This window comes from Cohnella algarum, from assembly GCF_016937515.1.
Taxonomy (GTDB): Bacteria; Bacillota; Bacilli; order Paenibacillales; family Paenibacillaceae; genus Cohnella; species Cohnella algarum.
The window spans coordinates 3913715-3930328 of the sequence record NZ_JAFHKM010000002.1 but is presented as its reverse complement, the minus strand read 5'-3'; the positions used below and the strand labels follow the sequence as shown (position 1 = coordinate 3930328).

The following is a 16614-nucleotide window of genomic DNA, read 5'->3' as shown; positions in this document are numbered from 1 at the left end:
GTCATACAAGATTGATTCGACGGATTGCTTTGTTGTCGTCGTCGTAGACAATAACGTTGCCATTGCTGTCGAAACTCAACTGGCTGATTTTATTGATCGGGTTGCCGTCATTGTAGGTCAGGTCTTTTCCGTCTAGGTAGATCGAGCGGCTGCCGTCCAGTCCGATTTCATAAATAGTAGTTCCGCTGGCTACATAGAATTTGCCTTCATGTGCGACCAGACAGTCAAACTCGATATTGTTGAAAGTCGCAATGGTTTCGACTTTACGAGGATAAAGCTGAACCTTTGAGAGGGATTTGTTATAGGTGTTCAATGTATAGATTGCCTGTTCTGCAATGATCGCATCTGACATGGTTCGATACAGGTCATCTATGGAACGAGGCAAGAGATCAACGCCTGTCGATTCTTTGCTATTGGCTAAAGAGGAAGCTTGTCCACCCTTCTCTCCCTGAAATATCTTTGTGCTGCCATTGCCATAATAGCTCACGCCGAACGTCAACGATTGATGATTATCAAACCCGATAAAGTCAAACTTGCCATTGCTATCACTGCTTTATGTGGCTACTTGAACAACGAGAGACAGTTCATAGATGATGTCGATATGGTTAGTACCACCCACATAAACTTTATTGCTGGCTCCGTTGTATGCCAGCTTTTGCGGTTTGAACTTGCTGTAATCCAGATGCGTTACTGTTTTATCATCGGCGATATAATCCCAATCGAATGTCCGGTTGTCAACGCCGGAATTAATTTGACCCACTAGCGCCGGGATATTTTTGACCCACCTGCGCGCTTGGTGCCGAATAGATTCCGGTTTTTAGTTTTTCCTTAAGCCTGTAGCTGTTCCCACGGATATTCACAACATGGGAATGGTGGAGGAGGCGATCGAGCACGGCCGTCGCCAGAACTGTGTCCCCCATGAGCTCACCCCATTCGCCAAAGCTTTTGTTACTGGTAAGAATCATGCTGCTTTTTTCGTAACGAGCACAGACCAATTGGAAGAACAGGTTCGCAGCCAGCGGATCGAGGGGGAGGTAGCCCACCTCATCGACAATGAGGATCCGAGGGCGAAGATAAACCCTCATTCGCTTGTCCAGTCGGTTTTCCTCGTACGCCTTCCGTAAATCGCCAACCAACTGGGCCAGCGATACAAAATACACCGGTAAACCTTGTCCTATCGCCTCCATCGCAATTGCAACGGCCAAATGGGTTTTCCCGACGCCAGGAGGGCCGAGAAAGAGTACGTTCTCTTGCCTCCCGACGAACGTTAGCGCGGCGAGTTCCCGAATCAGTCGCTCATCAAGCCCAGGTTGAAACGAGAAATCGAATTCGGTTAGCGTTCGTCGGTACGGCAGATGCGAAAGCTTCATCCGTACTTCGACGTTTCGGCGCTGGCGCTCCAGAATTTCAGCTTCTAGCAGTTCATTCAGGAATGAAAGGTATGTGCTTTGGTTTCGGCTAGCGGCCTCCAGCTTTGCGTCGAGAGCCTCGGCAGCTTGGTCTAAGCCGAGTTCCTCCAGACGGAGGCGAGCTTGTTCGAGTTCAATCATGCGCCCACCTCCATGAGGCGATCGTAGACATCAAGTGGTCGCACCTCTACGTCCTGCTCGGGCACTTGTATTCCTTGAGGCCTTGGGTAGGCATAGCCTTGAGTAGTGCTCAGGTTAGTGTACTGGTTCTCGCACATCACAAGCGTTCGTGATCGGTACCTCTTCTCATGCCGTGCGATGAGCTGCTTCTCGAAATAAATTTCAACATGGCCGTTCACTTCCCGCACTTTCACTTCACGACAGTTGTATCTCCAAGGAACACCGTAACGTACGCCGTCGTAGCTCACGAATCCGTCCCGGCTGACCTTCCGAGGCTCGAATCGGTACTTCGCCCAGCGCTCCGGAGTTGGTAACGGCCCCAACGCTTCATGGGCCAGACGGTCGATCGGTCTTTCGCCGGTTGTGCCGTGAATACGGCGATTCTGTTCGTCACACCATTGCCGAAGCTGGCGGTTCAGATCTCCGAGATCCGTGAATTGTCTTCCCGGCATGAAGTTCTGCTCGATGAACTGAACGCTACGTTCAACCTTGCCCTTGGTTTGCGGACGTCGCACGCGGCACACCTTAGGGACCATACCTATGGTTGCAGCGAAGTCCTCGAACAACGGATGCCAGCGCGGCTTACGATCATCGCCCATACCGAGTATGACGGTTTTCATCTGGTCGGTAAGCATCGTTTTCGGAACGCCTCCAAAATACTCAAGGGCGTTCATCATACAGCGTAGGAAGCTGTGAATGTCGCAGCGCTTCGAAAACTCCATGTATGTCAGGCGGGAATATCCCAAAACCATAGCGAAGACAGGGATCTTCCGGACATCGCCGTTTAGATCAACGTACTCGCAAATCTTCCAGTCCACCTGCGCTTGCTGTCCGGGCTTCGTTTCGTAGCGTTGTACTGCCGGCGCCTGTTTTGGAGGACGATTCGGTTTCACATAGTCCTTGATGATCGTGATCCCGCCGCTGTAGCCTTGATCTTTTAACAGGCGTAAAAGCACCTCACAATTGAATATGCCTCTGGCCAAGTACTGATCCAACAGGGACTTGAATGGATCGAGTTTTGATGCTCTTTTCTTGCGGGAATTGGGTTCAGGGATACCATCGGCTCTTAGATATTTACGAATCGTATTTCTCGAATGACCCGTCTCCCGCATGATCTCACGGATACTCTTGCCGCTAGCTTGAAGTTCATGTAATCTAATCACTGTCCCACTCCTTAGCATATTGCCTCCTCTTGAAATATCTTGGCCGATACTACAGAGGAGATATATTCTACAGGGGTGGGTCATTTTCATTCCGGCGCTGGTGGGTCAATTATATCCCGGCGGTGACACCGGTCAATGGTCTTTGTTTCCACTGTACCATTGGCATTGTTGAATTTGCGTATTTTCAAAAAGTTCCTGTCGTCCCCATCAAGAAAGAAAATGTTGTTATCCTTATCGATAACCATACTTTGAACTTCGGAAATTTTTGCTTGTCTGACTGGCCCATCGATTTGGCCTTTCCCGAGTCCGCCCACCAAGGTATCCACGCTAAACTTCACTGGCAGGGGTGGTTGTTGCGTTGTCGGTGAAGTCGGTTGCGTTACCGGCGGCGTAGGCGTTGTTGTGGTCGTTTGATTTCCGCCGCCAACACTTTTGTTATCATTACCGTATTGATAAGCTCTCCAGAGCAATGTAGCGGCCTCAGCACGGGTTATCGAAGCCTGCGGACGGAATGTTTCATCCTGATAACCGGATACGAGCCCATTTTCAACAGCGACTGCAACGTAATCCTTGGCGGCTTCGGAAATACCTGCATAGTCCTTGAACATGGCCTCAATAATACTCCGGTTCGCAAGGCGGGAAACGTCGTATCCCTTGAGTTTTACAAGTGCGACCGTGATATCTTCACGTAATGCCGGGGCTGTCGGGTTGAAAATGTAGCTCCCGTCGGCGGTACGATAACCCGTCATATAATCTTTAACAGCCTCGATGAAAGGCGAGTACCAATCTGTCGGTTTAACATCGCTGAACGATGAATAGTTTACTTTCTTCGCTTGAAGACCCGACGCTTTGACAATGATCGTAGCGAATTCGGCTCGGGATACTTGATTTTCCGGTCTGAACTTGCCATCCGGGTAACCTTCGAGGACTTTCCGGGATGCCATTTCCGATATGTATTTGCTCGCCCAATGCGTAGTCGGTACGTCTGTAAAGGTAACGGTCGATGTACCGGATGGTGCATTCTGCAATTCTTCACCGTACCCAGGCAGTGCCGCCGATGCCGTTCCGAACATACTGAACAATAATATTGCTGTGATGAATAAAGAAGTTATTTTCTTCACTGACATAGGCTCTTCTCCTCCTGTTGATTGTCATTGAAATAGGTGGCCTTGGACGAAAACAAGATTTCATTAAACTAGATATCGGGAGAGTGCAAGCGTACGAGCTAATCAAAGCTGGAGAATTTCGTAGTGTCAAAATTGGAAGAAGTATTCGTATCAGTAAGAAGGTTTTTCTTAACTGGTTCGAAGGCAATGAGGCTTCATAATAAATGTTCCATATTGGGAAGGGAAATCTTGTTGACAAGTCTCCGTTCCCAGATATCATATGCAAAACCGCTTCAATTGTCCGCTGTTTCACAGCGGTACAAGCTCTACTCGTTTGAAACGTTTAGAGTGCTCCCTAACTTCTAGCAGGTTAGGTAATAAAACTAAGACGATATGGTGTCATCAGCCACTTTAATTGACGGTAGATTCGGAACCGCCAATGACGGTGGCTTTTTGCTTTCCTCACCGCCGTTTCGGAGACAATTATATTTCGCCTTTGTTTGTCGGCGTAAAAAAACTGCTCCGAAGAGCAGTTAGAACAGCGGTCGGACGCGGTACTTGGCATGTCGGTGGAGCCAGAACTTCGAATTTCCAAACTTCACGTACCAGTCCGTATCGAGCTCAAGGTTGGATGGCAAGAAGTGCTTTCCTACTTGAATCATCACGGCATCACCACAACGTAGCGAGCAAAGCAACTCTTCTCCATCGTACACGTTCCAACGCTCGGTATCTCCATGAAATCGTATCTCATTCATATTTGTCATCCCTCACTGTTCCTTAAATTCAGCTAGGATCCTCGTCACATGGACGGTATCAATCATTTTGTCTTTTCGCAGCACTGCATCCAGAAGCGCAGCGGTGCAGACGTTATTTATCTCTCGGCATATCCCCCGAGCATGCGCGTATATGGCGTCCATCGCTTCTGTCGTAAACACCGGCCCTGTACTTCCGGCAACCTCCAATTGGTGGGAGATGTAATCGCGGCACTCCTCGAGCGACAAGCCTTCCAAATGAAAACGCACGTTCATCCGCTGTGTAATCGGCTTGAAGATTCTCAGTTGCAACGTGGCCTGTAGTTCCGGCTGTCCAATGAGCAGCAGGGCAAGCGGCGAAATCGAGTCCATACGAAAATTCGTCAAAAAGCGTATTTCTTGCAGCATGTCTCCTGAAAGCAGGTGCGCTTCATCCACGACAATAACGGCGACCTTCTGCTGGTTCTCGTACAAATCCCATACGAGGTGCTGGAATTGCCGTTTGGCTTCGCTGCGCAGAAACTTGGGCGGCAAGCCGAAGTGGTGGAGGAGTTCACGGTAAAAGTCCCTTGGTTTCAGATTCGCATCCGACAGATAGATAAACCGGTACTTGTTCGGATCCAGTTGGTCTTTCAAGTAGCGAACGGCTGTCGACTTGCCGCAGCCAATTTCACCGGTGACGCAGCCAATCGAGCGAGTCATCACCATATACTGCATCCGTGCTACACATTCTTCGAATCGCTTGGAGCGGTGCAGATGCCGTGTTTCAATCTCCCGGGTGAACGGAACGCGCTCCCACCCGAAGAAACCACGAATCATGAGCGTTTCACCTCTTTCATCGCTCGCGAAAGCGCAGCGCCTTGCGCTTCGCGGGTCTGCCGTTTCTGTTCTTCCACCAATAATTCCACATAGTTGAGGCCCGTCTTCGGCGGTTGCATGACGGCCTTCGGTTCATCCTGCTTCGGCCGGTTTTTCGGATCGCGGAGCTTCATTGGCTTCGCGTCTTCATAGCGCTGGCCGTCCTTCCACACCTGGATGACGGACAGGTCGTGCGGATCGAATCGCACCTGAATCTTCGAGCCGGCAAGCTCTGTCTGGACCTCGAATATCGTGCCCAGCAGCGAGATGCATCCCGTTTTGTCCACTTTGCGGGATTCCTCCAGCAAGAATACTTCTATGAGTTCATGCGGCGGCAACATGCGAATCGGGTGGTCGTCTTTTTGGTATCGGTCGACTGGGCGCTGCTTAAAGCTGTTGTGGACTTTCTGGTGGTAAGCAATCTCAAGCCACGCCGAGAAGAATCGATTCAAATCGTTAAGCGTCTGGATCTTCCCTTGTTCAATCAGGTCGTATGCCTCCGGCACAAAGCTCTGGTCGACAAATCGGAAGAACTTTTCTTGCTTCCCGCGTCCCATAGGACGTCCGGGGCGAGTATGCTTAAGCTCTGCCCCCAGTCGCCCGCAAATCCGCTCAAAATGGTGTGAAGAATAGATGGCGCCGTTATCGACATAGATCATTTCCGGCACTCCGTTCTTTAAAATCGCCTTCTTCAGGCAATCCTCCAGCCGGGCCACACGTTCCTCGAAATAGAACTGGCCATGCACAACGAAGCGAGAGTAATCGTCAATGAAAATAACCAGATAGGCCATGACCTTCTTGCCGGGCTTGTCCGGATGCGGAAGGTAAAGGGTATGCTGCACATCGCCTTGCCACATGCTATTTCGGTGCGTGGCTTCAAACCGGCGAAAGTGGCTCCACCCCGTATTCAGTAACGCTTTGCGCGTGGCGCCGCGGCGGCGAAGCTGCTTGCTAAGCGTGCTTTCTTTCAGGGTGCCGGGGGCCACGAATGCCGCCAGTTCCAGAATCGCAATAATCTGCCTGACGCTTCGGCCGGGTTGCTCCTGCTTTAAGGCAATCGCTTTGGCAAGCACATCCTCGGGGATTTCCCTGGTCGTGAGTTTGTCTGCTCGGACGGAGGGCAACAGCGCCTCCCATCCGCCTTCGCGATACGCTTTTAAATATCGCTCAAGCGTTCGTAGACTAATTCTCCTTCGCTGTCCCGACGACGTTTCATACTCATGGCTTACAATTTCGCGCATCAACGCCATCTGTTCTCCGGGATCCAATTTGCGGCTAACCAGTGATGCAATTAAGCCATAACGGAAGTTGGCTTCTTGCTGCCTTGCTTGCTCATCCATGCTAAATCTCCTCTCCCTGTGGTCTATGAGAGTATCGCATAGACGCTAGAAGCCAGGGAGGGCGCATATTTTGTGGGATCAGGAGGGCAACTTGCCGTCCAGGCGATTTTTAAAGCAATTTTGGAGGCGATTTTCGTTTGCCTTGCTCCTTGGCGGTGGATGCTGAAGGGATTTATAAGCGTGATGCTACAGGTAACCTCGCATTTAGAAACGTCCAATAGCCCCGTCTGGATGCGCCAGCGGGGATGAATCGGGGTAACAGTTTGTCCAGCCAATCCAATGTATCCATTGGCGTTGGGTTCATCATGGTGGGGTAAAGGTGGAGCATATCCGTGTCGTCCCCCTGGGCTACGAGTTTCCCAGCAACCCATAGTGCTGCATCCGCTGCGCGGCGCAGATGTCTTGCCCACCAGCGTTTCAACGTACGGCGGCTATAACGCACGGCAGGAGTTGTTGTGCTTTCTGTCGTCTGCCGCCAAGAGAATCCCTTGTGCTTGCGCTTTAATGCCGCTTCTCGCACCCAAGTCGCATACCGGGCCCATGGAATCAGGAACTCCGGCAGGAGGGAGATTGTTATTCTACAGGTAGGACAATATCGACGGTAGATCGGGATCTGGATGACCTCATGCTTCGTCACAATTCCTCGCCAATAACGACCGTGTTTATGGAGAAGCCGACCGCAGTTTTCACAGCAGAGCTGGACGTCAGGAGATTGATTTCCGAATGTGCGTAAATAAGCCTTGCAAGAAAGGCCGAAATAAAGTATTTTTGACATGATGAAGTGAATGCTCCCGGGGATCCTCGCCAAAGGTTCGGGAGCATTTTCCTTTTTAATCGACAATAGCCTAATCCACCGTCATTGTACAGAAGGGATTAGGCTATTGTCGGCTGTTTATTCGGTTTGGCTCCGCCACACCGAATGGCGAATTCATGCCTTTTTCCCGCCATAAAGTCAGGCGGCGAACAATATGGAGGAATTAAAATGTTCTATGTTAACGATGAACATGAACGAAACTTTAATTACTTTCTTGAAAAGTACCCTATCGCAATCAAGGATAAAGAGTATCGAACTGGCTTCTATATTGTTGCTCATCCTGTCATCTTTGATTTTTGCAGTGGGAATCCCGTCTCGGATGACAACGGACCCTTCGACTGGTTCTTTGACGATCAATGCAATAAAGCAGGACTTTCAAATGGCTATCGGCAACTGGTTCAAGCAGGCTTAAACCTGTACAACAATTACGACGATTTCTCCTTGTATCTGGCGCTAGGAAATTGGGGATGCGAGATATTCGAGGTATTCATCCAAGCATGTAAAATCCGGCGTGGAGAAGACCTTTTTAACCACAACTATTCAAATAAATTAGGAGCGTAATATCATGGCACGAACGAAAAAATATCCTGGAGTTTATGAACGAAACGATACGAAGACGAAATCTTACTATTTTATGATCTCTACAACTGACCCCAGGACTAGAAAACGGTCACAAAAAAAATCTCAGAGCTACTCCAATCCTGCTGATGCGTACAAGGATCTAATTGATTCTAAAGATAAGCTTTTGAAAGGAAAATATATAGAGCCAACAAAGATGACCCTAAAGGAATGGTTAGAGAAATGGTTAAGTGACAAGGAACTCAGCTTAAAGAAGGTTACGCTGAATTCATATACTAATCGAGCAAAGCACATAATTGAAAGTATTGGTCATGTTCGGCTTAGTGAGCTAACGAAAGATCACATCCACGACTTTTACAAAGAACTCAAGCAAAAGAATAAGGAAATATTTAACGGGAAAAAGAAGGTTGTTACCGACAAAAAGCTATCAAGCAGATCCATCCACGATACGCATAAGGTTCTCAAAATGGCTCTGATCCAAGCCTATAAGGATGAAAAGATCCCCAAAGATATCGCAGCACAAATCGAGTCACCAAAGCTTCTCAAGACTAATCATAAGATTTTAAAGGCAGAAGAAGTGAATTTGCTTTTGACAGCGGCTAAAGGTGATCCGGCATACTGTCCGATTTATCTCGGCTTAATTTGTGCAATGCGAGAAGCGGAAGTTCTGGGATTGAGATGGGATGATGTAGATTTCGATAATAACATCATACAGGTAGTTCGAACCCTAGATCACGAGGATGATCATCAGGCAATTACCGATGGAACGAAGACATCTGCCGGTACACGTTCAATAGAAATTGACGACGAAATTGTAGAAGTATTGCTTGCACAAAAACGATTGGTTGAGAAATACAAGGACATTGCAGGTGAGCTTTATCAGGACAACAACCTAGTATGTCCTACAAGTATTGGAACACCTTGGAATCCAAGTAATTTAAGACGAAGCTTGTATCGGATTATTCATAAGGCTGGAGTAACCAGAGTTAAGTTCCACGAGCTACGCCATAGTCATGCCAGCATTTCGTGTTGCCGCCGAAAGATAACGTCCAATTGCTGGCGGGATTGCCTGTCCGAGAGTTGCTGAATATAATGACCGTATCACAGAAAAGGAAAAGGATGCCTCCCATGTATGTGGGCCTGCGGGAACAGGCTCACGGGATGCATCCCCCAAACAACATGGTCATTGTATCAAAGTATGAGCTGGATGAGAAGTCACCCGGCGTTTTTTGTTCGATGTGCAGAATTGGTTCCCTCTCCCTGCTGTGGAGAAGCGCTTAGTGTCATTGGCAGTCGGAAGCGGAAGCTCACCAGCGAGGACGGAGATCGCCGCTTGCTCGTCATTCGCCGGCTGCGTTGTACACAATGCCGGAAGATCCACCATGAGCTCCCGGATTGTGTGGTGCCGTACAAACGGTACGAATCGGCATGCGTGGAACAAGTCGTATCGGAACATGCGGCTCCATCTACGGTAGCGGCAGATGACGCGACTTTGCTTCGCTGGAAGAACTGGTTTCGCGAACAGACCACATACCTGCTCGGAGCTCTAAGATCTATCGCCATTCGCTTTCATCAGGACCCTGCGAAGAAGCCGTCCGTCTCTACGCAGACTGCACATCACCCTTTCGGACACTACGTCGGGGACGCCCCCGGCTGGCTGGCGCGAATTGTCCGCCCGGTCGCAAATTCAAATTTGTGGTTACATACCCGTTCTGCATTCTTGTCCGGCAAGATGCTGCGGTAGACTCATCTGGAAGTCTACCAAGCGAGGTGCAGAACAGATGAAAGATCAGAAGAAAGCAGAGGCCGTCGCGTCGGAACGCATGCAGCTCCTGTCGCCGCTGCTGGCGGAAGGGCTGGACACCGCCAAAGCCAGCCAGATCAAGCGACAGATATGTGAGCAAACTGGACTCTCCGAGCGGACGCTGCGCCGGTATCTGGCCAAGTATCGCCAAGACGGCTTCGGCGGCCTGAAGCCACGAGGCAAGGGACGCCAGCCGTCAGAGGAGATCATTCCACCAGAAATTGTGGAGCAGGCCATTTTGCTGCGCCGGGAGGTGCCCGGCCGAAGCGTTGCCCAGCTCATTCAGATCCTGGAATGGGAAGGCCGTATAAAACCCGGGCAGATCAAGCGCAGCACGCTGCAGGAAAGATTAGCAGAGCGCGGTTACAGCACGCGCCATATGCGCATGTACGCCGAATCGGGCGTCGCCGCACGGCGGTTCCAAAAGCGCCATCGTAATCGCTTGTGGCACTCGGATATCAAGTATGGCCCGTACTTGCCCATCGGCCCCGGAGGTACCATGAAGCAGGTATTTCTGGTGACGTTTATCGACGACGCGACGCGGTTTGTGCTTCATGGCGAATTCTACCCGGTCATGGACAAGACCATCGTGGAGCACTGCTTCCGCCAAGCCATTCAGAAGTTCGGCGCTCCCGAGGCGGTCTATTTCGACAACGGCAAGCAGTACCGGACCAAATGGATGACGAGGGCATGCTCCAAGCTCGGGATCCGGCTGCTATTCGCGAGGCCCTACTCGCCGGAGGCGACCGGCAAGGTCGAACGGTTTAATCGCGTGGTGGATGCGTTCCTGAGCGAGTCCGCGCTTGAGAAACCGAAAACGCTCGAGCGGCTCAACGAACTGTTTGCCGTATGGCTGTCGGAGTGCTATCAGAACAAGCCGCATTCGGCGCTGGAGAACAAGCGTAGTCCGGAAACGGCGTACCGTAGCGACAAGCAAGCGCTTCGGTTCGTGGATCCGGACGAGCTCGCGAATGCATTCCTGCACTGCGAGACACGCAAGGTCGACAAATCCGGCTGCATCAGCTTCATGGACCGGAAGTACGAGGTCGGCCTGCCGTTCATCGGCTGCACGGTGGATGTGGTGTTCGACCCTGCGGACATCACCGAGCTTACGATCGAGTACGAAGGCCATATACCTTGGCGCGTGCGGGAACTCATCATCGGCGAACGCGCAGGCAAGCGGCCGCAGCTTCCGGAGCATATCGGTCCGCTGCCGGCAGATGCGTCAAGGCTGCTCGCGGCAGCGGAGGATCGCAGCAGGAGTCGCAAAGCGGAGCAGGCGCCGGCCGTGGCTTATCGCCGGATGACCAAGGAGGACGGTCATGTTTGAGTCCTTCTACGGCCTTACCCGCTCACCATTCTCCCGGGACATCTCGACCAGCGAGTTGTACGAATCGGTCACGCTCGAGGAAACGCTCGGGCGTCTGGAGTACGCTGCCCAGCGGCAGTGGTTTGCGGTTGTTACCGGCGATTGCGGCACGGGGAAGACGACGACGATTCGGCGGTTCACCGAAGTGCTGGATCCGGCAAAGTACAAGGTGCTCTACCTATCGGACTCTAAGCTGACGCCGCGGCATTTTTACAAGGGGTTGCTCGAACAACTCGGCTGCGAATCGAAGTTCTACCGCGGCGATGCCAAGCGCCAGCTGCACCGCGAGATTGAGCTTATGCGCGGTATTCATCGATTGCAGCCGGTTGTCGTCGTCGACGAGGCCCATCTGCTGGATCGCGAAATGCTGGAGGAAGTGCGTTTCCTGCTCAATTTCAAGATGGATGCACAGAGCCCTATGGCGCTCATCCTGGTCGGTCAAAGCGAGCTGTGGGATCGCCTGAATATGCAAGCGTATGCGGCGATCCGCCAGCGGATCGACCTGCAGTGCAAGCTGCCGCACTATGATCGTGCCCAGACCGGCGATTACATTAGGCGTCACATGACGTTCGCTGGCGCGGAGCATGACATCTTTACCGACAGCGCGATCGACGACATCTACCGATTCTCGAGCGGCGCCGCAAGGCTGATCAACAAAGTATGTACACATGCACTCATCTACGGCTCACAGAACAAACATCGGATCATTGACGATCATATGGTCAAGCGTGTCATCCAGGGAGAATTATCGTGATTCTCCCTTTTCCTTAAACATCAGGGGACAGATTGACCATCACCAGCAGGACAACTTACACCGTCAACTGGCGGGCATTATGCGTTGGCAGTAACAATTTCGGTCAAATCTGGAGCTAATATCAAAGCGCTTTCCACTAAGCTCGGACACAGCTCGATTCGAGTCACGTTAGATATGTACTCACATGTCATACCAGGAATGCAAAGGGAAGGATTAGCAAAATTCAGGGACGAAATTAATAAAACAAGATCATGAACAATTATCGCATAAATAAGGAATAAGCAAAAAAGCCATTTCAGTAGAAGTGGCTTTTCTTACGTTATGGAATATCGAATCCTTCTATAGGCTCCGTCGGCTTAAAATATCCCTTTATACAATTGGGGTTTATGACGCAAATTTGAATATGATTCTTCTCCTTAAAGCCCGCACCTGGGTAGAGATCTCTGCCTTCAAAGAATACACCTCTTACCGAATCGTACGGCTTTTGTCCAGTCTCCTTGTTGTACTCATGTACAGCTTGGATCACAGCACAATCCAGATAGCGTCTTAGCAGGTCTTTACTCTCATTACCGAAGCCGTACTTATTTTGAGGCATAGGCGTATTCAAATTATTCAGTTTAATTTTGAGTATTTCGTAGCCTCTTCTTAAAACATCCAATGAGCTTTGCTCCAACAAATTCAAGCAATGACCCAAATCAATAATGGCACCGAGAGAGGCAGGCTCTATGATTGGCTTCCTAGATCGATTAGGATAATCCCTTAGCATTTGAGCATAGTCAATAGCACGCTGAGGGTTGTTTTCCCAGAAGTAAATTCCAGGACCAAGCCAGTCATAATCGTTGTCGCTGGAACGCATTTTATCCTCATGAAGCAGTATTCTTTCAGCGACAGCTTTATCGCAGCCATGAAAGCCAAGTACAAAATTCGGTAAATTCGAATACATCATTTTTCTTGATATTGCGGCGTAAGCTTACCGTCCTTATCCACAATACCTGCCTTCTGCAAGAACTCTAGGGACTTCCCACGTGGCTCCACACTAATTTTTTTAATGTATTCATCCATACCATCGATGTATTTTTTCATTTCGGCTGTTGTCATGCAATCCACCTCACAAGCTGATCATTTCTTATGTATCCAGTATAACACAAACGAAATAATCCTCCTATGGGTTCCATGTTTAGACTACCCAGTTACTAAAAAACCATGCTTGCTTACACTGCTCCCACATCGTTATTTCTCGTTATTTTATGTACTCAGACATTTAATTTTACCGCATGTTACCGGATTGTTACCGCGATATCGAAGATTTGTATTTTTATACAATCATCCAAATATTTTATACAACGGTCAAACTCCTTAAGAAGACAAAATAAAAACCCTCATATGAGGGTGTAAATTCGGTAGTGGTGGAGACAAGGGGGATCGAACCCCTGACCTCTTGCATGCCATGCAAGCACTCTCCCAGCTGAGCTATGCCCCCACATTATACAATCCTTATTCAGTTGACTTCTGCTCTGCCAGTGCAACGCTCTCCCAACTGAGCTAATGCCCCGTATTCTGTTGTGACCCCAACTCTGCCAGCGATGCGCTCTCCCAGCTGAGCTATGGCCCCGTGCGACACGTCGTTCCGTGACGACAAAAATGAGTTTATCACAGGAAATGCGGCGTGTCAACGCTTTTAGATGCCATGTTTTGAAATCAGACTATTCAGTTCTTTCAGGAACATGTTGATGTCCTTAAACTGCCGATATACCGAAGCGAAACGGACGTAGGCGACTTCATCGACCGAGTACAGCTGCTCCATCAAAAGCTCGCCGATGACGCGGCTTTCAACTTCCGTTTGGGCCGTCGTCCGAAGCTCGCGCTCCACGTTCGAGACGATCACTTCCAGCTGATCGACCGATACGGGCCGTTTTTCGCAGGAGCGCAGCAGCCCGCGCAGCACTTTGTCGCGGCTGAACTCTTCGCGGCTGCCGTCTTTTTTGACGACGACGAGCGGCGTTTCTTCCACCATCTCGAACGTCGTGAATCTGCGGCTGCATTGCTCGCACTCGCGGCGGCGGCGGATCGATTTATTGTCGTTGGCCGGACGCGAATCGAGCACTTTCGTGCCGCTGTAATCGCAATACGGGCATTTCATAAGCAAAATTGTCTCCTTTCATGCCAATATCTTTTCCAACGCTTACCTTACATGAACCCAAAACGAATGCACATAATACGATTACCAACCGCGAGGAGGTGAACAACAATGGGTGAAGGATCCCGCAGCAATCAACTGCTTGTCCCTCAAGCGAACCAAGCGCTGGACCAACTGAAATTCGAGGTTGCGCAAGAGCTTGGCATTGCCATCCCGCAGGACGGCTACTACGGGAACATGGTGACCCGCGATACGGGTTCGATCGGTGGTAACATCACGAAACGCCTGGTGACGATCGCGGAACAACAACTTGCCGGCCAATTCAAGTAATCGTTTCATCAACGCCATTTCGAACTAATGGGAAGTCTTGAAGCCTCGCGCGCTCAAGGCTTCCTCTTTATAATTCATCATATAATTGCTGATACTTATTATAATAATAAAATATGCGCTGAACGTAATGCCTCGTTTCCCCATACGGAATATCGTTAATGCTCTGCTGGCTGCCGTCCCAAACGCCTTCGTTCAGCCATTGCCTGACCTTGCCCGGACCCGCGTTGTACGCCGCAAGCGACGCCGCGAGGTTTCCGTCGAACTGCCGCAGCATTTCCCGGATATACCAGCCGCCGACCTGCATGCCGGCTTCCGGATTCCGGCCGATTTCCTGTACGGTCAACGCGCCGAATTCCGCTTCCTTTTCCAAAATCCAGTTCGCGGTGTCCGGCATGACCTGCATAATGCCAAGCGCCCCTTTGGGGGAAACCGCTTCGGCCCTGTAATTCGATTCGACCCGGATGATCGCGGCGACGAGCAGCGGATCCAGCTGGAAGCGCGAAGCGGTGGAACGAATTTCATCCTTATAGTAGATCGGATACATCGTTCTGCCGAGCCAGTCCGTTTGGACGATTGCGATAACGGCGACAACGAGAACGAGCGGGATCAACAACCGCCTTCTCCGCTTTCTGACGGCGGCGCTCATGCGAAGCCTTTGCCTCCGCAAAAGGAATGCACCTGGCGAATCGTGTCTTCCATGCTGCCGCTGTTGTCGATCACGATGTCGGCCATCCGTTTTTTCTCCTCGATATCCATTTGGGCGGCCAATCTCCGCTTCGCTTCGGCTTCGGGCAGCCCGTCCCGCTTCATCAGCCGCTGAAGCTGGACGTCCCGGGGAACGTACACGACCATGACTCGTTCAAAAAGAAACTGCAGCCCGGATTCGTACAATAGAGGAACATCGACGACGACCAGCCGGTCCGGCGCTTCCCGTTCGAGCTTGTCCATTCGCTCGCGCATCAAGGCCCGTATCGCGGGGTGCGTGATCGCTTCGAGCGCTTTGCGCTCCTTCTCGTTCGAAAACACGATTTCGCCCAGCTTTTTTCGATTCAACGTCCCGTCTTCCCGGATCACGTCTTGTCCGAACCGCTCCGCAATTTGCGCCAGCGAAGGCTGCCCGGGCTCGACAATTTCCCGGGCAATGCGATCGGCGTCGACCAGCGCCGCACCGCTTTCGACAAGCAAGCGGGCAACCGTGCTTTTCCCGGTGGCGATTCCACCGGTTAAACCGACATTCATGCGGCACCTCATTTCCGTTTAGAACAATTTAACGATTCCCATCACGATTAAAATAATACCCGGCAGCACGCTAAGCTTGCGTATCCATCGCCAACCGGCCGCCGCGAAACCGAAACGCATCCCGAGCCATAGAAAAAGTCCGCTCGAGCAAGCGATCAGGATAGCCGTCGCGACCGGCGGAAATCCTACGAGGGCGGCTCCGATTCCCGCGCCGAACGCGTCCAGCGACAAAGCGGCTCCGAGCAGAAAGGCTTCCCCCGCCGTTATAATGCCCGATCGGTCGACATCCGCCGCCGACGGCGTTCGCAAAATTTGAATGATAATGCCCAGCCTTCGAATTTCCAGCGTGACCAAAGTCGACTTTGCCGGCGGCGGTACCGTCCTGTCCGCCTCTTTCGGCGCATCCGCATCGTCCCGATCCCGGTTGCGAGAAAATTGGACAAGCGCCCAAACGCCGATTCCGATCAAAATAACCGCCCCGACCGCCGAAGCCCCGTGCGGCGACAAAACGCCGGCCAGCGCGACCCCCGCCATCATCGAAAGAAGAAGGATAACGCCGGAACAAACGGAAATGATCAGAATCGACGGCAGCGGAATCCGTATTTTCCTTAATCCGTAGGTCATCCCGACGCCGAATCCGTCCAAGCTGACCGCGAACGACAAGAGCAGCAGCGAAGCTCCGTGTACGAGCATGGCGTACCTCCTGCATACGGAAATCGTCGTTTCCCGGGCGATCTGCCCTTGAAGCTGACTCTTCACCCATCGTATGCAGCTTGCCGG

The 16614-nt window shown here is 51.0% G+C and carries 21 protein-coding genes and 1 tRNA gene; 7 read left to right on the top strand and 15 right to left on the bottom strand.

Translation table 11 applies throughout. The annotated features are described in order from the left end of the window. Position 1: 1 nt before the first annotated feature. The 4 genes from JW799_RS17585 to JW799_RS17570 form a co-directional block, all read right to left on the bottom strand. Entirely contained in the window at positions 2–487 is a 486-nt protein-coding gene (locus tag JW799_RS17585) for a hypothetical protein (protein ID WP_205430905.1), read from the bottom strand. A gap of 259 nt (positions 488–746) precedes the next feature. Beyond that, complete coding sequence (istB, locus tag JW799_RS17580; RefSeq protein ID WP_080832870.1) at positions 747–1550, bottom strand: IS21-like element helper ATPase IstB; 804 nt, start codon at positions 1548–1550, stop codon at positions 747–749. Beyond that, entirely contained in the window at positions 1547–2770 is a 1224-nt protein-coding gene (gene istA / locus JW799_RS17575; protein WP_080832869.1) for an IS21 family transposase, read from the bottom strand. Before istA ends, istB begins: the two co-directional genes overlap by 4 nt. A gap of 68 nt (positions 2771–2838) precedes the next feature. Beyond that, a complete protein-coding gene (locus tag JW799_RS17570) occupies positions 2839–3879 on the bottom strand; it encodes an S-layer homology domain-containing protein (RefSeq protein WP_205430904.1) in 1041 nt (346 codons plus the stop codon). Positions 3880–3896: 17 nt separating this feature from the next. Here JW799_RS17570 and JW799_RS17565 point away from each other — a divergent pair, with 17 nt between their 5' ends. Beyond that, positions 3897–4079, top strand: coding sequence for a helix-turn-helix domain-containing protein (locus JW799_RS17565; protein ID WP_240353324.1), 183 nt, complete (start codon positions 3897–3899; stop codon positions 4077–4079). A gap of 312 nt (positions 4080–4391) precedes the next feature. On the opposite strand, the gene JW799_RS30200 is transcribed toward JW799_RS17565, so the two are convergent. The 4 genes from JW799_RS30200 to JW799_RS30195 all read right to left on the bottom strand — a co-directional run bounded on the left by JW799_RS30200 (position 4392) and on the right by JW799_RS30195 (position 7583). Continuing rightward, positions 4392–4613 carry a DUF5348 domain-containing protein gene (locus JW799_RS30200; RefSeq protein WP_176220599.1) on the bottom strand — a complete coding sequence of 74 codons (222 nt, stop codon included), beginning with the start codon at positions 4611–4613 and terminating at the stop codon, positions 4392–4394. A gap of 12 nt (positions 4614–4625) precedes the next feature. Continuing rightward, positions 4626–5429: an ExeA family protein gene (locus JW799_RS17555; protein WP_080832318.1), complete on the bottom strand. Its 804-nt coding sequence runs from the start codon at positions 5427–5429 to the stop codon at positions 4626–4628. Then, complete coding sequence (locus JW799_RS17550) at positions 5426–6808, bottom strand: DDE-type integrase/transposase/recombinase (protein ID WP_205430340.1); 1383 nt, start codon at positions 6806–6808, stop codon at positions 5426–5428. The genes JW799_RS17555 and JW799_RS17550 overlap by 4 nt, the downstream gene beginning before the upstream one ends. A gap of 172 nt (positions 6809–6980) precedes the next feature. Next, positions 6981–7583, bottom strand: coding sequence for a DUF6431 domain-containing protein (locus JW799_RS30195; RefSeq protein WP_420830679.1), 603 nt, complete (start codon positions 7581–7583; stop codon positions 6981–6983). Between the two features lie 207 nt (positions 7584–7790). On the opposite strand from JW799_RS30195, the gene JW799_RS17545 reads away from it, so the two are divergent. The 5 genes from JW799_RS17545 to JW799_RS17530 are packed head-to-tail and all read left to right on the top strand — an operon-like array spanning position 7791 to position 12128. After that, positions 7791–8183, top strand: a complete 393-nt coding sequence (locus JW799_RS17545; protein WP_205430897.1) for a DUF2538 family protein — start codon at positions 7791–7793, stop codon at positions 8181–8183. Between the two features lie 4 nt (positions 8184–8187). Then, positions 8188–9288, top strand: a complete 1101-nt coding sequence (locus tag JW799_RS17540) for a tyrosine-type recombinase/integrase (protein ID WP_205430895.1) — start codon at positions 8188–8190, stop codon at positions 9286–9288. Positions 9289–9333: 45 nt separating this feature from the next. After that, positions 9334–9945, top strand: coding sequence for a DUF6431 domain-containing protein (locus JW799_RS28800; protein WP_338026234.1), 612 nt, complete (start codon positions 9334–9336; stop codon positions 9943–9945). A 37-nt stretch (positions 9946–9982) separates the two neighbouring features. Next, a complete protein-coding gene (locus JW799_RS17535) occupies positions 9983–11335 on the top strand; it encodes a DDE-type integrase/transposase/recombinase (RefSeq protein ID WP_080832320.1) in 1353 nt (450 codons plus the stop codon). Beyond that, entirely contained in the window at positions 11328–12128 is an 801-nt protein-coding gene (locus JW799_RS17530; RefSeq protein ID WP_080832321.1) for an ExeA family protein, read from the top strand. Before JW799_RS17535 ends, JW799_RS17530 begins: the two co-directional genes overlap by 8 nt. Before the next feature lie 319 nt (positions 12129–12447). Here the strand turns inward: JW799_RS17530 and JW799_RS17525 are convergent, their stop codons facing one another. From JW799_RS17525 to nrdR, 4 genes are all read right to left on the bottom strand, one after another. After that, positions 12448–13074: a hypothetical protein gene (locus JW799_RS17525; protein WP_205430893.1), complete on the bottom strand. Its 627-nt coding sequence runs from the start codon at positions 13072–13074 to the stop codon at positions 12448–12450. Next, a complete protein-coding gene (locus JW799_RS17520; protein WP_158289243.1) occupies positions 13071–13226 on the bottom strand; it encodes a hypothetical protein in 156 nt (51 codons plus the stop codon). The genes JW799_RS17525 and JW799_RS17520 overlap by 4 nt, the downstream gene beginning before the upstream one ends. A gap of 306 nt (positions 13227–13532) precedes the next feature. Then, positions 13533–13608: transfer RNA gene (locus JW799_RS17515), tRNA-Ala, on the bottom strand. 198 nt (positions 13609–13806) lie between these two features. After that, positions 13807–14268: a transcriptional regulator NrdR gene (gene nrdR, locus JW799_RS17510; protein WP_080833713.1), complete on the bottom strand. Its 462-nt coding sequence runs from the start codon at positions 14266–14268 to the stop codon at positions 13807–13809. Between the two features lie 108 nt (positions 14269–14376). Here nrdR and JW799_RS17505 point away from each other — a divergent pair, with 108 nt between their 5' ends. Then, complete coding sequence (locus JW799_RS17505) at positions 14377–14595, top strand: alpha/beta-type small acid-soluble spore protein (RefSeq protein ID WP_080833716.1); 219 nt, start codon at positions 14377–14379, stop codon at positions 14593–14595. Between the two features lie 67 nt (positions 14596–14662). Here JW799_RS17505 and JW799_RS17500 read toward each other — a convergent pair whose 3' ends face one another. Genes JW799_RS17500 through ytaF form a run of 3 tightly spaced genes read right to left on the bottom strand, consistent with a single transcriptional unit; the run spans position 14663 to position 16527 of the window. After that, positions 14663–15241, bottom strand: coding sequence for a lytic transglycosylase domain-containing protein (locus tag JW799_RS17500; RefSeq protein WP_080833718.1), 579 nt, complete (start codon positions 15239–15241; stop codon positions 14663–14665). After that, positions 15238–15834 carry a dephospho-CoA kinase gene (gene coaE, locus JW799_RS17495; RefSeq protein WP_080833720.1) on the bottom strand — a complete coding sequence of 199 codons (597 nt, stop codon included), beginning with the start codon at positions 15832–15834 and terminating at the stop codon, positions 15238–15240. Before coaE ends, JW799_RS17500 begins: the two co-directional genes overlap by 4 nt. A gap of 18 nt (positions 15835–15852) precedes the next feature. Then, on the bottom strand, positions 15853–16527 hold the full coding sequence (gene ytaF, locus JW799_RS17490; RefSeq protein WP_205430891.1) for a sporulation membrane protein YtaF: 675 nt from the start codon (positions 16525–16527) through the stop codon (positions 15853–15855). Positions 16528–16614 lie beyond the last annotated feature (87 nt).